Annotated in this window: 12 protein-coding genes; 2 read left to right on the plus strand and 10 right to left on the minus strand. The window is 67.8% G+C overall.

The window, feature by feature from the left end; translation table 11 throughout:
* Positions 1–453 precede the first annotated feature (453 nt).
* From CFB35_RS26915 to phnS, 7 genes are read right to left on the minus strand one after another with little or no spacing between them, the layout of a single operon-like run.
* Positions 454–1,008, minus strand: coding sequence for a phosphonate degradation HD-domain oxygenase (locus CFB35_RS26915; RefSeq protein ID WP_059582157.1), 555 nt, complete (start codon positions 1,006–1,008; stop codon positions 454–456).
* Positions 1,009–1,012: 4 nt separating this feature from the next.
* Entirely contained in the window at positions 1,013–2,467 is a 1,455-nt protein-coding gene (gene phnY / locus CFB35_RS26920; protein WP_059582153.1) for a phosphonoacetaldehyde dehydrogenase, read from the minus strand.
* The gene (gene phnA, locus CFB35_RS26925; protein WP_059582152.1) at positions 2,464–3,774 is read right to left on the minus strand and encodes a phosphonoacetate hydrolase; all 1,311 of its coding nucleotides are present in this window, start codon (positions 3,772–3,774) and stop codon (positions 2,464–2,466) included. The genes phnY and phnA overlap by 4 nt, the downstream gene beginning before the upstream one ends.
* Complete coding sequence (gene phnV / locus CFB35_RS26930) at positions 3,771–4,631, minus strand: 2-aminoethylphosphonate ABC transport system, membrane component PhnV (RefSeq protein WP_059582149.1); 861 nt, start codon at positions 4,629–4,631, stop codon at positions 3,771–3,773. The genes phnA and phnV overlap by 4 nt, the downstream gene beginning before the upstream one ends.
* The gene (phnU, locus tag CFB35_RS26935) at positions 4,621–5,541 is read right to left on the minus strand and encodes a 2-aminoethylphosphonate ABC transporter permease subunit (protein WP_059582148.1); all 921 of its coding nucleotides are present in this window, start codon (positions 5,539–5,541) and stop codon (positions 4,621–4,623) included. The genes phnV and phnU overlap by 11 nt, the downstream gene beginning before the upstream one ends.
* A complete protein-coding gene (phnT, locus tag CFB35_RS26940; RefSeq protein WP_059582145.1) occupies positions 5,519–6,622 on the minus strand; it encodes a 2-aminoethylphosphonate ABC transport system ATP-binding subunit PhnT in 1,104 nt (367 codons plus the stop codon). Before phnT ends, phnU begins: the two co-directional genes overlap by 23 nt.
* A 34-nt stretch (positions 6,623–6,656) precedes the next feature.
* Positions 6,657–7,748: a 2-aminoethylphosphonate ABC transporter substrate-binding protein gene (phnS, locus tag CFB35_RS26945; protein ID WP_059582143.1), complete on the minus strand. Its 1,092-nt coding sequence runs from the start codon at positions 7,746–7,748 to the stop codon at positions 6,657–6,659.
* Between the two features lie 261 nt (positions 7,749–8,009).
* On the opposite strand from phnS, the gene CFB35_RS26950 reads away from it, so the two are divergent.
* Positions 8,010–9,119: a 2-aminoethylphosphonate--pyruvate transaminase gene (locus tag CFB35_RS26950; protein ID WP_059582140.1), complete on the plus strand. Its 1,110-nt coding sequence runs from the start codon at positions 8,010–8,012 to the stop codon at positions 9,117–9,119.
* Between the two features lie 102 nt (positions 9,120–9,221).
* Here the strand turns inward: CFB35_RS26950 and CFB35_RS26955 are convergent, their stop codons facing one another.
* The 3 genes from CFB35_RS26955 to aroQ are packed head-to-tail and all read right to left on the minus strand — an operon-like array spanning position 9,222 to position 11,923.
* Positions 9,222–10,565: an MFS transporter gene (locus tag CFB35_RS26955; protein ID WP_059582138.1), complete on the minus strand. Its 1,344-nt coding sequence runs from the start codon at positions 10,563–10,565 to the stop codon at positions 9,222–9,224.
* 36 nt (positions 10,566–10,601) lie between these two features.
* Positions 10,602–11,471, minus strand: a complete 870-nt coding sequence (locus CFB35_RS26960) for a shikimate dehydrogenase (RefSeq protein ID WP_059582134.1) — start codon at positions 11,469–11,471, stop codon at positions 10,602–10,604.
* A complete protein-coding gene (gene aroQ / locus CFB35_RS26965; RefSeq protein WP_059898124.1) occupies positions 11,468–11,923 on the minus strand; it encodes a type II 3-dehydroquinate dehydratase in 456 nt (151 codons plus the stop codon). The genes CFB35_RS26960 and aroQ overlap by 4 nt, the downstream gene beginning before the upstream one ends.
* A 257-nt stretch (positions 11,924–12,180) precedes the next feature.
* Between aroQ and CFB35_RS26970 the strand changes: the two genes are divergently transcribed.
* A complete protein-coding gene (locus CFB35_RS26970; protein WP_059582128.1) occupies positions 12,181–14,073 on the plus strand; it encodes a bifunctional sugar phosphate isomerase/epimerase/4-hydroxyphenylpyruvate dioxygenase family protein in 1,893 nt (630 codons plus the stop codon).
* Positions 14,074–14,075: the final 2 nt, after the last annotated feature.

The raw sequence follows: 14,075 nt of genomic DNA on the forward strand, positions 1-14,075 counted from the left end.
AATATGAATCACTTCATAAACCTGACTTACTTTAGTGTGAGACTCTTGATACTTTCGCTATCTGATCCGAGGATCAGCTCGCTTTCATCAAGCGCCCACACTTATCGGCTGTTAATTTTTAAAGAGCACGCCTGCGAGAAACTTCGTGTTTCCCAGCAGCGCTGCGTTTTCAGCAGCAGAGAAGCGAGATTATGAACCGTGTTTCGCAGCTCGTCAACAACTTTCTGAACGACTTCGCTGCGACTGCGGGGCTCAACTTCCTGCGCCGCCGCGGCTCGTTACCACCGAACCCCAACAGCACCGCTTCCCTTCCTCCCGCGCCGCGTTTCCGTTAGCGCGAAAGAGGCGTGATTCTAAGCAGCTCGCGGCATTCGCGCAAGGGATTTCGCAAAAAATTTAAGGGGCCGCACGCTGCCGCGTGCGGCCCCTTAAATATGGAGGCAACCGGCCCCGTCAGAAGGCCGCGCGCATCTGGCGTGCGACGATCTCCATATAGTGATCGAGATCCGGCGTCATCTTGCCTTGCTTCTTCGCCGTATCGTCCCAGCGGCGCAGGCGCAGCGCGTCCTCCGCGTACGGGCGCTGCAGAAACGCCGCCGCCTCGTCGTCGCTGAAAATGCCGCCCTGCAACGCCAGGCTGCGCACCGAGTCCGGCGACAGGCTCTCGAAGTAGCCGGCGTCCGTGCGGCACAGGCAGCGCTTCGCGTCGACGTGCAGCCGGATCGGTTCCAGCACCGCGTCGGAAAACAGCGGCCGCAGGAACGGCAGCACGTAATACTGGTGCAGATCGTCTATCCCGCGCGCGCTCGGCGTCTCGCCCTGGCGATTCAGCAGATGGCCGAGATCGTGCAGGAACGCCGCCGCGACCAGCGCTTCGTCGGCCCCGGACTCCTCCGCGAGCAATCCGCTCTGCAATGCATGTTCGAGCTGCGTGACCGGTTCGCCGCTATAGGCCACATGGCCATGCTCGCGATACAGCGCGTGAATCTCGTCCATCGTCAGCGCCATTCGTTTACTCCCAAGGCAGCGAGAACGTCTTCAGGTTCGTGAAGCTCTTCATCGCCTCCTGGACGCCCTCCTTGTACCCGAGCCCCGAATCCTTGATCCCGCCAAACGGCGACAGTTCGATCCGGTATCCCGGCACTTCCCACACGTTCACCGTGCCGACTTTCAGCTCGTTCACTAACCGCACGACGGCCGCCGTGCTGTCCGTACAGACGCCCGACGACAGCCCGAACGCCGTGCCGTTGCTGATCCGGATCGCGTCGTCGATCGTGTCGAACGCGATGACGGGCGACACGGGCCCGAACGTCTCCTCGCGCACGATCGTCATCGACGGATCGACGTTGTCGAGCACGGTCGGCGCGTACAGCGCGCCGCGCCGCACGTTGCCCGTCAGCAGGCGCGCACCCTGCGCCACCGCCTCGTTGACGCGCGCCTCGAACAGCCGCGCCGCCGCTTCGTCGATCACGGTGCCCATTTCGTTCGCGGGATCGAACGGATCGCCGTGTTTCCATGCACGTGTCTTCTCGACGAGCAATTCGGTGAACGCTGGCGCGATCGAGCGCTGCACCAGTATCCGCTTGACGGCCGTACATCGCTGGCCCGAATTCCGGTACGACCCGCACACCGCAAGCGACGCCGCGCGGTCGAGATCGGCATCGGCGAGGACGATCAGCGGATCGTTGCCGCCCAGCTCCAGCACGATGCGCCGGTAGCCGGCCCGCGCGGCAATCGCCTTGCCGATCGCGACGCCGCCCGTGAACGTGATCAGCGACGCACGCGGATGCGTGACGAGCTCGTCCGCGATTTCGGCCGGGTTGCCGGTCAGCACCTGCAGCATCGGCTCCGGCAGCCCGGCTTCGTACAGCAGATCGGCCAGATAGAACGCCGACAGCGGCACCTTCTCCGACGGCTTCACGATCACGCGGTTGTTGGTCGCGATCGCCGGCGCGATCTTGTGCGCGACCTGGTTCATCGGATGATTGAACGGCGTGATCGCGACGATCACGCCGTCGAGCGGCTGGCGCTGCGAGAACACGCGCCGCGCCTTGCCGTGGGGCGTCAGGTCGCACGAAAAACTCTGCGCGTCGTCGCGCAGCGCCTCGACCGCGGCGAACTTCAGCACGTCGGCGACACGGCCGATCTCGTAGCGAGAATCCTGTTTCGACAATCCCGACTCGAGCGTGATCAGGTCGGACGCTTCGTCCGCACGTTCGCGCAGCAGCGCGGCCGCGCGCTCGAGGATCTGCGAACGTTCGTAACGCGTCAGCGCCGGCCGGTACGCCATCGCGTAATCGAACGCGGCGCGCACGTCGTCGACGCTCGCCAGCGGCGCCGTACCGACACGCGTGCCGGTGTACGGATCGGTGACGTCGAACACACGGGCGCGCGGCGCGCGCGTGCCGCACCACCGCAGCGCCTCGGCGCGGAACGCAGGGTGGTCTTGCCGGGGATGAGCCATCATGTCGCGATCCGGTTCAACACGAAATCGAACACGTCGAAGTTGCGCGGGCGGCGGGCAGGGTCGTCCCGCTCGATGCGGCGATTGAACAGCAGCGGCACCTCCTGCTCGGACACGCCGCCATGCGAACGCAACGGCACCGTGAGGCCCGACAGATCGTGTTCGCGCTCGCGCGTGCCGAGCGTCATGTCGCGACGGCCGATCACGACGAGATCGCCGATCCGGTCGGCCGGCAGTTCGAAACGTGCCGCGGCTTCCGCGTTGTCGAGCACGAGCTCGACGCCGTCGAGGCCGCCGACACGCCACATCGCCTCGGCCCGGTCGACGCCCGGCGCCAGGTAGATCGTCGCAAACGAACCGAGCGCGCCGTGATGGACGACGTACGGATCGGTAATCGGCAGGATCACGCGCGCAGCCTGCGTGCCGTACCAGCCGTCGAAAGCGTCCTGCAGATAGATCACGTTCGGCCGCCCCGTCGCCGGATCGTGCTTCGCGTTCATCCCGTGGTCGGCCGTGAGCCCGATCGCCCAGCCGAGCGCGTCGAGCTGCGCGAGATAGCCGTCCATCATCGCGTAGAACGCGTTCGCCCCGGCACTGCCCGGCTCGCATTTGTGCTGCACGTAGTCGGTGGTGGACAGGTACATCAGGTCGACCTGGCGCGTCTGCGCGAGCCGCACGCCGGCCGCGAACACGAATTCGGACAACGCCGCGCTGTATACATCCGGCGACGGCAGGCCGACCCAGTCGAGCACGTCGACGATCCCGTTTTCCGCGAGATTGGCCTGCGCGGCCTTCTCGGCCGAAAAGCAGACGCCGTTCAGTTGCCAGCCGAGCAGCCGGCGCAGCTTGTCCTTCGCGGTCACGACGGCCACCCGCGCGCCGGCGTCGGACGCCGCCGCGAGCAGCGTGCCGGCGCGCAGGTAGGCCGGGTCGTTCATCATGACTTCGGCGCCGCGCCCGCCGTCGGCGGCAGGATCCCAGAAATAGTTGCCGCAGATGCCGTGGACCGACGGCGGCACGCCGCAGACGATCGACAGGTTGTTCGGGTTGGTGAAGGTCGGCACGACGCAATCGGCGCGCCACGCGGTGCCTTCCGCGATCATCCGGGCGATGAACGGCGCGACGCCCGCTTCCACCGCGCGTTCGAGATAGTCGTATTCGCAGCCGTCGACACAGACGACGACGGTCGGCTCGACCGGCAGCCGGTAGCGTCGGCCGTTGACGTCGATCGAGCGTCCCGCGAGATTCGCCGATCCGTTGCCGGCGGCCCGTTGCTCGCCGGGGCGCCGCAACGCGAAAGCGGCGTTCACGATGCCGCCCGCTTGCCGCGCGGCACGCGCGCGGCGATCAGCAGCAGCGCCGCGAGCGACGCGCCGAGCATCAGCAGCGACAGCGCGGACGCAGGCAGGTAATAGCCGCGCTCCACCTGGCCGATCACGACGATCGGCACGGTCGCGAAGCCGGGCGGATACACGGTCAGCGTCGCGCCGAGCTCGCCGAGCGACAGCGCAAAGCCGAGCGCGAGGCTCGCGCGCAGCGCCGGCACGAGTTGCGGCAGCAGCACGCGGCGCAGCACCATCGCGGGCGGCGCACCGAGGCTCGCCGCGGCTTCGCGCAGCACGGTCAGCTCCGGACGCAGCGCGGCGGCCGCGCAGCGATAGCAGAACGGCAGAATCAGCGCGAGCTGCACCAGCACGACGATCGCCGCCGAACTCGACAGGTCGAGCGGCTTCTGGTGATACGCGATCAGCACCGCGAGCCCGAGCACGACGCTCGGCACGCCGTTCGGCACCATCACGAGTGCGTCGACGACCGCGCCGAGGCCGCGCCGGTCGCGCCCTTCGAGCGCGAGCGCCAGCCACAACCCGAGGACCGTGCCAAGCGCCGAGACGCCGAAGCCGATTTCGAGGCTCGTCAGCAGCGCGTCGTATTCCTGCGACCCGAGCCGCTCGAACCAGCGCAGGCTGTAGCCGGCCGGCAGGATCGTGCCCGACCACTGCGTCGACACGCTCGACAGCGCGACGACGATCACCGGCAGCACGAACAGCCAGAAGCACGCGAACGCGGCCAGCGCGAGCGCGGCGCGCGACGCATGCTCGAGCAGCGCGTCGGTCCAGCCGATCCGGTGACGCGGCACGGCCTGCCCGATACGAAATTCAGCGGACATCGTTCCCTCCCGTCGCACGCCGGTTCACCCGGCGATAAACCGCATACAGCGCCAGCGACAGCGACAACATCACGACCGCGCCGGCCGACGCGGTCGGCAGGTCGAGATCGACGGTCGCGCTGCTGTAGATCGCGACCGGCAGCGTGACGAGCCGCGCGCTGCCGAGCACGAGCAGGATGCCGAACTCGTTCAGCGTCAGCAGGAAGCACAGCACGGTGCCGGCGGCGATGCCCGGCCACGCGATCGGCAGCACGACGCGGCGCGCGAGCATCCAGCCGGGCGCGCCGAGGCTGCGCGCGGCTTCGATCAGCCGCAGGTCGAGCGTCGCGAACGACGCGAGCGTCGGCCGCACGACGAACGGCGTGTAGAACACGGTCTGCGCGAGGATCACGCCGCCTATGCCGAACAGGAAGTCCAGCGGCGGATTCTCGAGATGGAACAGGTGCTGCAGCGCGATGCCGATCGAGCCTTGCGAGCCGTACAGGAAGATCAGCGTGAACGCGACGAGAAACGACGGAAACGCGACGTACAGCTCAAGGAAGCGCGTGACGAGCGACGCGCCCGGGAACGGCCTGAAGAACAGCAGCGCGGCCAGCAGCACGCCAAGCACCGACGCGGTGCCGGCGCTTGCAAACAGCACGCCCAGCGTCGTCAGCAGCACGTTGCGCGTGTCGGGATTGCCGAAGAAGGTCCGGTACGCGGCAAGACTCAGCCCGTGGTCGCCCGACACGCTCAGCAGCACGAGCCGCACCAGCGGATAGACGACGAGCGGGCCCAGCACGACGATCGCCAGCACAGCCAGGTGCAGGTCGCCGATGCGCCTGCGGCGCCGCGCGGCGGCGGCGTGTGCGGCGGCCGACGCGAGCACGTGCGGCGGCAGGCCGGCTTCAGGGCTCGATAAGGACGACATCGTCTGCCTCGCAATGCAGGGAAACGCGCGCACCGCGCTCGGGGGCCGCACCGCGGCCGCGTTGCATCGTCACGCGCACGGGCTCGTCGGGCGCCGCGTCGATCACGACCGCGATCGACAGGTCCGCGCCCTGCCATTCGACCGACGACACCGTGCCATGCAGGCCACCGGCGGCGGGCGGTATCACGGTCAGGCGCTCGGGGCGCACGCACGCGACCTTGTCGCGCACCTCGTGGCGCGGATCGCCGAGCGGGAAGATCACGTGCGGCGGCAACAGGTTCGCCGGGCCGAGATAGCGCGCGACGTAGCCGTCGCGCGGTGCGTCGTACAACTGCTGCGGCGTGCCGAGCTGCGCGATGCGGCCGTCGCGCATCAGCAGCGCACGGTCGGACAGCACGAGCGCGTCGTCGCGGTCGTGCGTGACGCACACGACGGTCAGGTTCGGCAAGCGCTCGTGCAGCGCCTTCAGCTCGCTGCGCACCGACGCGCGCAGGTTGGCGTCGAGCGCCGACAGCGGCTCGTCGAGCAGCAGCACGTCGGGCTCGATCACGAGCGCGCGCGCCAGCGCGACGCGCTGCTGCATCCCGCCCGACAGTTGCGCGGGCAGGTGGTGGCCCGCATCGCCGAGCTGCACCAGCTTCAGCGCATCGGCGACGCGGCGCGTGACTTCCGACGACGCCATGCCGCGGGCGCGCAGCCCGAATGCGACGTTCTCGAACACCGACAGGTGCGGGAACAGCGCGTAATTCTGGAACAGCAGACCGAGATTGCGCTTGTGCGGCGGCGCATAGGTCAGGTCGCGTCCAGCCACGCTCAGCGTGCCGGTCAGGCCGTCGGCCTTCACGAACCCGGCGATGAAGCGCAGCAGCGTGGTCTTGCCGCAGCCGCTCTTGCCGAGCACGGTCAGAAATTCGCCGGCGCCGATCGACAGCGACAGATCGTCCAGCACCGTGCGTGCGCCGTAGCGCACGCTCAGATGCTCGATCCGCACGCCGCCCGGCGCGCCGGACCGCAGCGTCGCGTGCGGTTCGGCGGCGCCGAATGCGCCGGGATGGGTCAGGGTGGTGTCCACCGGGTTCATCCTCTTGCTCGCTGATACAGGCGGCGTGCGCCGGTCACTTCGGCTTGACGACGTCGAGCGGCTTGCCCGAGCTGCCGATCACGTCCTTCTTCCAGCGCTCGATCCATTCCTGCTTCTTCGCCATCACCTGGGTCCAGTCGACCGGAATCAGCTTCACGCCCGCGATCGCCTTCTTGACCGCTTCGCCGTTCTTGCCGGCCAGCGGCACGTCGGTGCGGCCCGGGATGCCGTACATGTCCGGCACCTTCGACTGCACTTCCGTCGACATCAGATAGTCGATCAGCTTCCTGCCGGCATCCTGGTTCGGGCCGCTCTTGATCAGGCCGATGCCGTACGGGAGCTGGAACGTGGTCGGCTGGTCGCCGGCCTTCGCGGCCAGGAAGATCGGCTTGACGGACAGCGCGCCGTGTTCGGCGTCGTCGAGGTCCATCTGCAGATCGCCGTTCGCGACGCTGATCTCGTTACGCGACAGCAGCACGTTCAGGTATCCGGTGCCCTTCGTGTGGAACTTCACGCTCTGCGACAGCTTAGCGAGGTAGTCGAATGCCTTGTCCTCGCCCATCAGCGACGTCGTCAGGATCAGCACGGCCATCCCGTCGCCGGCCGTGGCCGGGTTCGAGTACGCGACCTTGCCGGCGTAGGCCGGCGCGAGCAGGTCGGCGAACGTCTTCGGCTGGTTTTTCACGACGTCCGGATTGATCGCGAACGAGAAGTAGTTGTTCACGAACGTCGCCCACGTGCCGTCCTCGGCCTTCGCGATGGCCGGCACGTTCTTGTAGTTCACGCTCTGGTACGGCTGCAGCAGGCCCATCTGGCCGGCCTGCTGGATGAACGGCGGCAACGTGACGATCACGTCGGCCTTCGGGGCGTTCTTCTCGATGTTCGCGCGGTTCACCACCTCGCCGCTGCCCGCCGTCACGATGTTGACCTTCACGCCTTCCTTCTTCTCGAAAGCCGGCAGCACATCGCGATAGAGATTCTCGAGACCGTCCGCCGTGTACAGCACGACCGCGTTTGCCGCATGCGCCGGCAGCGCGGCGCCTTGCAGCAGACCGGCGGCGCAGGCGGCCAGCGCGAGCTTGCGGAACGCGCCGGCGGCGGCGCGCGAGGGTTTCTGCAGTGTCATCTCACTTCTCCGTAGGCGGAACACCAAACGGCCGGGGCACGATCCGGCTCTCCTGTTATCTCCGGGCAGGCCGCCTCGCGGCCCGCCGCGCTACCGCGCTCAGGCTGCGTGTCGCGCGGCAACCGAAGGATCACAGCGTTCAATGACAAAGCCGTGACGAATGCCACAATTTCCAAAAAATGACACATTTTGCCACTATCATGCAAGTCATTCAGAAACGCCGTCCGGTGTTTCGTTCCCCCTTTGCTGGAGGTAAAAACCATGCCCGACCCGATCTTGCTGACGCCCGGCCCGCTCACTACGTCCGCCACAACACGCCACGCAATGCAACATGACTGGGGGTCGTGGGACGCCGCCTTCAACCAGCTGACGGCCAGCGTCTGCGCCGATCTCGTCGCCATCGCCGGCGGTGGCGACGCATACGTGTGCGTGCCGATGCAGGGGAGCGGCACGTTCTCGGTCGAAGCCGCGCTCGGCACGCTCGTGCCGCGCGACGGTGTCGTGCTGGTGCCCGACAACGGCGCGTATTGCGCGCGCATTCTGAAGATTCTCGGCAGGCTGGGCATCGACGCGATCGCGTTGCCGTTCGGCGAAGACGCGGCCGTCGACGCGGCGGCCGTCGAGGCCGCGTTCGCGCGCGAGCCGCGCATCACGCACGTCGCGCTCGTGCACCTGGAAACGAGCGCCGGTATCCTGAATCCGCTCGATGCGATCGCGGCCGCGTGCCGGCGGCACGGCAAGCGGCTGATCGTCGATGCGATGAGTTCGTTCGGCGCGCTGCCGATCGCGCTGGCTGGCAGCGGCATCGACGCGCTGATCTCGGCCAGCGGCAAATGCCTCGAAGGCGTGCCGGGAATGGGATTCGCGATCGTGCGGCGCGACGCGCTCGACGCGAGCGAAGGCAACTCGCCGTCGCTCGCGCTCGATCTCCATGATCAGTACGCGTATCTGCGCAAGACGGGGCAATGGCGCTTCACGCCGCCGACGCACGTGGTTGCCGCGCTGCGTGCCGCGCTCGACCAGTACCACGCCGAAGGCGGCCGGCCGGCGCGCGGCGCACGCTATGCGGCGAACTGCCGGACGCTGATCGAATCGATGCGCGCGCTCGGCTTCGTGCCGTTCCTCGACGTGAGCGTGCAGGCGCCGGTAATCGTCACGTTTCACGCGCCCGACCATCCGGCCTACGATTTCCGCCGCTTCTACGACGCGGTGCGCGACGCGGGCTTCATCCTGTATCCGGGCAAGCTCACGCGGCTCGAGACGTTCCGCGTGGGCTGCATCGGCGCGATCGACGCGGACGATATCCGGCGCGCGGTCGCCGCCATCGCCGCTGCGGTCGAATCGCTCGGCATCGCGATGCAGCACGCATGAAGTGGGGTGCATGCCGCCCCGCGCGCCGGCGCGCGCACACAAAAAAGCCCGGCGGCCGAATGGCCGCCGGGCGAACGCACCGAGTGTGCGGAGAGTCTGTACTTACAACTCGATCCGCTTGATGTCGCCGACGACGAAGATGTACGACAGCGCACCGATCAGCGCGATCACGCCGATGAACACGAGCGCGCCGACGAACGAGCCGGTCGACGCGACGATGAAGCCGACGACGAGCGGCGTGATGATGCCGGCAAGGTTCGCCGCGAAGTTGAAGATGCCGCCCGTCACGCCGAGCAGGCCGTCCGGCGCGATGTCCGACACGAGCGTCCAGCCGAGCGCGGCCATCCCTTGCGCGAAGAACGCGACCGACATGATCGCGATCACGGCTTCGTTGCTCTGCACGTAGTTCGCGAGAATGATCGTCGATGCGAGCAGCAGCCCCGCGATGATCGGCAGCTTGCGTGCGAGGTTCGCGGACTTGCCGCGGCGCAGCAGCCAGTCGGAGAAGATGCCGCCGAACATCACGCCGACCGACGCGGCGATGAACGGCATCACCGCGAAGAAGCCGATCTTCAGCCAGCCCATGTGGCGCTCGGTGGCCAGATAGGTCGGAAACCAGGTCAGGAAGAACACGAGCGTCGAATTGCCGGCGAACTGGCCGAGGCAGATGCCGGCGAGCTGGCGCTTCTTCACCAGTTGGCCGACCATCGACCAGCTGAACTTGGCCTGCGCCGGCTTGTCACCCTTGTCGCCGTTCTTGCGCGCGCCGTGAACGAGACCGCCGCCCGCCTCGATATAGGCCAGTTCCGCCGCGTTCGCGCCCGGATGGTTGCGCGGCTCGTGGTAGAACTTCCACCAGACGAAGCCGAACGCAATGCCGACCGCACCCACGACCCAGAACAGCGAGCGCCAGCCGAACGCGCCCATCAGCGCGAACAGCACCGGGCTGAAGAACGCGAGGCCGATGTATTCGCCGACGGTATAGGTGCCGGTCGCCATCGCGCGTTCGTTCTGCGGGAACCACGTCGCGACGACGCGGCTGTTGGTCGGGAAGCACGGCGCTTCCGTCACGCCGAGACCGAGGCGGCACGCGAGCAACGTCGCGACGCCCGGCACGAAGCCTTGCAGGAACGTGCACAGCGACCACAGCGTCATCGACCAGTAATAGGTGATCTTGCTGCCGAAACGGTCGAGGAACAGGCCGCCGGGCACCTGCATCGCCACGTACGTCCACGAAAACGCGGAGAACATGATGCCCATCACGGCCGCATTGATGCCGAGCTCCTTGGTGAGCTGCGGCGCAGCCACGCCCAGCACGGTGCGGTCGAGATAGTTGATCATCGTGCCGATCGCGAGCAGCGCGAGGATCTTGTAGCGTGCCGACGTGCGCCGGACCGTGCCGGCCGCCTGCGCCGACGCGGCGCTCGTGTGGGTAGTGTGCTGCATGGTCGTCTCCTGGTCTCTTTGTGTGTCTGTGAGGGGTCAGCGCGCGACGAGCGACTGAAAGTGACCGAACATCCGCTCGGCGTCGGGCGTGCGCCCGGTGAATAACTCGAACGCGTCGACGGCCTGGTACACGGCCATCCCGCCACCCGGCAGCGTCGCGCAGCCGGCCGCGCGCGCGGCGTGGATCAGCTCGGTTTCGAGCGGGAAATACACGATGTCGGCCACCCACATGCCCGCGTGCAGCAGGTCGGCCGGCAGCGGCAGGCCCGGATGCTTGGCCATGCCGGTCGGCGTGCAGTGGATCAGGCCGGTCGCGGCGCGCATCGCGGCCGCGAGCGCGCCGCCAGAGGGCGCGCCGCCCGACACGACCTGCGCGGCGGGGAAGCGCTGCTGCAGCTCGGCCGCGAGCGCGGTGGCGCGCGTGCCGTCGACGTCGAAGATCGTGAGTTCGGCCGCGCCCATCTGCAGCGCCGCGTGCGCGACGGCCGCGCCCGCGCCGCCCGCGCCGAGCTGGACGACGCGTTCGAGCGACGCGCCGGGCAGCCCTCGGCCGAACGATTTCGCGAAGCCCGACCAGTCGGTGTTGTGGCCGATCCGCTTGCCGTCCTTGAACAGCACGGTGTTCACCGCGCCGAGCGCGCGCGCGTCGTCCGACAGCGCGTCGAGGTGCTCGATCACGCGCTGCTTGCACGGGTGCGTGATGTTCAGCCCGTTGTAGCCCATCCGCTGCGCGGCATCGAGCAGCTGCGGCAGCGCGTCGACGCTCACGCCGAGCACGTCGAGATCGAGGCGCCGATACACGTAGCCGAAACCCTGGCGGAAGCCTTCTTCCTCGTGCATCGCGGGCGACAGCGAACCGCCGATGCCCTGGCCGATCAGGCCGATCAGAAACGACGGGCGGCTCATCGTGCGGCTCCCTTCGCGAACAGGGTCGCCAGGCGTTGCAGCGCGAACACGTAGCCCTCGGTGCCGCAGCCGCAGATCACGGCTTCGGCGAGCGCCGACACGTACGAATGGTGGCGGAACGCCTCGCGGCGATGGACGTTCGAGATATGCACTTCGATCACCGGCTTCGCGATCGCGGAAAGCGCGTCGGCCAGCGCCACCGACGTATGCGTATAGGCGGCCGGGTTGATCACGATGCCGTGCGTGTCGTGACGCGCGGCATGCAGCCAGTCGATCAGCTGGTGCTCGGCATTCGACTGGCGAAAGTCGATGTCGAGCCCGAGCCCATCCGCCGCCGTGCGGCAGCGCTGCTCGAGATCCGCGAGCGTTTCCGCGCCGTAGATATGCGGCTCGCGCGTGCCCAGCAGATTCAGGTTCGGGCCGTTCAGCACCAGCACCTTGTGCTTGCTCATCGTGTTTCTGCTCCTGAAACAGGGGCGGACCACGATCGGCGCCGCCCCGAAGACATCGGAATTTGGCGCTAGTGTGCGCCCGGGCGAGCGGGCTGTCTTTTCGGGTTTTCGCTAATTTGTACCATCTAGTTAGTTTGTACAATACACATCACTAGCCTAGTAAATTCGGGATATGGCGCGCGCGCCGAACTCAACGACTGGTTCATTCAGGGTCGGTTCGAGCAGCGCCATACCCCGCTCATCAGCAGGAATCGCCCATGCAGCGCTCGATCGCCACCGTGTCACTGTCCGGCACGCTCGCCGAGAAACTCGCCGCCATCCAGGCCGCGGGCTTCGACGGCGTCGAAATCTTCGAAAACGACCTCGTCTACTTCGACGGATCGCCGGCCGACGTCCGGCGCATGGCCGCCGATCTGGGCCTCGACATCGTGCTGTTCCAGCCGTTTCGCGACTTCGAGGGCGTGAGCGCGGCCCAGCTCGCGCGCAATCTCGACCGCATCAAGCGCAAGTTCGACGTGATGCATGCGCTCGGCACCGACCGCATCCTCGTCTGCAGCAGCGTGGCGGCCGACACGATCGCCGACGACGCGTTGCTCGTCGACCAGCTCGGCGTGCTCGCCGAAGCCGCGCGGCAGGCCGGTGTGGTGGCCGCGTACGAAGCGCTCGCGTGGGGCCGCGTCGTGAAGCGGTACGGCCACGCGTGGAAGCTCGTGAATGCGGTGAACAGCCCGCATCTCGGCCTGGCGCTCGACAGCTTCCACACGCTGTCGCTCGACGATTCGCCGGACGCGATCGCCGACATCCCCGGCGACCGGATCGCCTTCGTGCAGATCGCCGACGCGCCGAAGCTCGTGATGGACGTGATCGAATGGAGCCGCCACTACCGCTCGTTCCCGGGCCAGGGCGACTTCGACCTGGCGCGCTTCACCGCGCGCGTGATCGAGTCGGGCTATACAGGGCCGCTGTCGCTGGAGATCTTCAACGACGGCTTCCGCGCGGCGCCGACCGCGCTCACGGCCGCCGACGGCCATCGCTCGCTGCTCTATCTGGAAGACCTGACGCGCGCGCGGCTCGCCCAGGAGGGCCGCGCGCCGGCCGCCAGCCAGCCGCTGTTCGCGCCGCCCGCGCCGCCCGCGCACGTCGGGTTCCAGTTCATCGAATTCGCGGTCGACGCGCAGGCGGCGGCGACCGTCGGCGAATGGCTCGGCCGGATGCGCTTCCGGCTCGCCGGCAGGCATCGCTCGAAGGACGTGACGCTGTTCCAGCACGGCGCCGCATCGATCGTGCTCAATGCCGAGCGCGACTCGTTCGCCGATGCGTTCTTCCAGCAGCACGGGCTGTCGCTGTGCGCGTCGGCGTTTCGCGTCGACGACGCGAAAGTGGCGTTCGAACGTGCGGCCGGCTTCGGCTATGCACCGTTCTCCGGCCGCGTCGGGCCGAACGAGCGCGTGCTGCCGAGCGTGAAGGCGCCGGACGGCAGCCTCGAATATTTCGTCGACGAAGCACCGGATGCGCCGACGCTGTATGAATCGGACTTCGTGCTGACCGACATCGACGGCCCGACCGAAGTCGGCCCGCTGACGGGCATCGATCACGTGTGCCTCGCGCTGCCGGCCGACGCGCTCGACACCTGGATCCTGTTCTTCAAGACCGCGTTCGGCTTCGAGGCCGAGCGCAGTTGGCTCGTGCCCGATCCGTACGGACTGATGCGCAGCCGCGCGGTGCGCAGCGCCGACGGCTCGGTGCGGATCGCGCTGAACGCATCGGTCGACCGTCATACGGCCGTCGCCGAATCGCTCGACCGCTACCACGGCACGGGGCTGAACCACGTCGCGTTCCGCACCGATGACATCGTGAAGACGGTCGCCGCGTTCGCGGCCGACGGCGTCCCGTTCCTGCGCATTCCGGCCAATTACTACGACGATCTCGCCGCGCGCTACGCGCTGCCGGACGAACTGATCGACACGCTGAGCGCGCACCACCTGCTCTACGACCGCGACGAGGACGGCGGCGAATTCCTGCACGCGTATACGGAACTGGTCGACAACCGCTTCTCGCTCGAGATCGTCGAGCGGCGCGGCGGGTACGACGGCTATGGCGCGGCGAATGCGGCCGTGCGGCTCGCCGCGCAGGCGCAGCGCAGGAAATAGGG

Origin of the sequence: Burkholderia sp. AU16482, assembly GCF_002223285.1 — a bacterium.
GTDB classification, from domain to species: Bacteria; Pseudomonadota; Gammaproteobacteria; order Burkholderiales; family Burkholderiaceae; genus Burkholderia; species Burkholderia semiarida.

Coding starts and splice junctions, on each gene's coding strand:
- CFB35_RS26915 (WP_059582157.1), bottom strand. CDS start 1,008: ATGGCGCTGACGATGGACGAGATTCACGCGCTGTATCGCGAGCATGGC.
- phnY (WP_059582153.1), bottom strand. CDS start 2,467: ATGATGGCTCATCCCCGGCAAGACCACCCTGCGTTCCGCGCCGAGGCG.
- phnV (WP_059582149.1), bottom strand. CDS start 4,631: ATGTCCGCTGAATTTCGTATCGGGCAGGCCGTGCCGCGTCACCGGATC.
- phnU (WP_059582148.1), bottom strand. CDS start 5,541: ATGTCGTCCTTATCGAGCCCTGAAGCCGGCCTGCCGCCGCACGTGCTC.
- phnT (WP_059582145.1), bottom strand. CDS start 6,622: ATGAACCCGGTGGACACCACCCTGACCCATCCCGGCGCATTCGGCGCC.
- phnS (WP_059582143.1), bottom strand. CDS start 7,748: ATGACACTGCAGAAACCCTCGCGCGCCGCCGCCGGCGCGTTCCGCAAG.
- CFB35_RS26950 (WP_059582140.1), top strand. CDS start 8,010: ATGCCCGACCCGATCTTGCTGACGCCCGGCCCGCTCACTACGTCCGCC.
- CFB35_RS26955 (WP_059582138.1), bottom strand. CDS start 10,565: ATGCAGCACACTACCCACACGAGCGCCGCGTCGGCGCAGGCGGCCGGC.
- CFB35_RS26960 (WP_059582134.1), bottom strand. CDS start 11,471: ATGAGCCGCCCGTCGTTTCTGATCGGCCTGATCGGCCAGGGCATCGGC.
- aroQ (WP_059898124.1), bottom strand. CDS start 11,923: ATGAGCAAGCACAAGGTGCTGGTGCTGAACGGCCCGAACCTGAATCTG.
- CFB35_RS26970 (WP_059582128.1), top strand. CDS start 12,181: ATGCAGCGCTCGATCGCCACCGTGTCACTGTCCGGCACGCTCGCCGAG.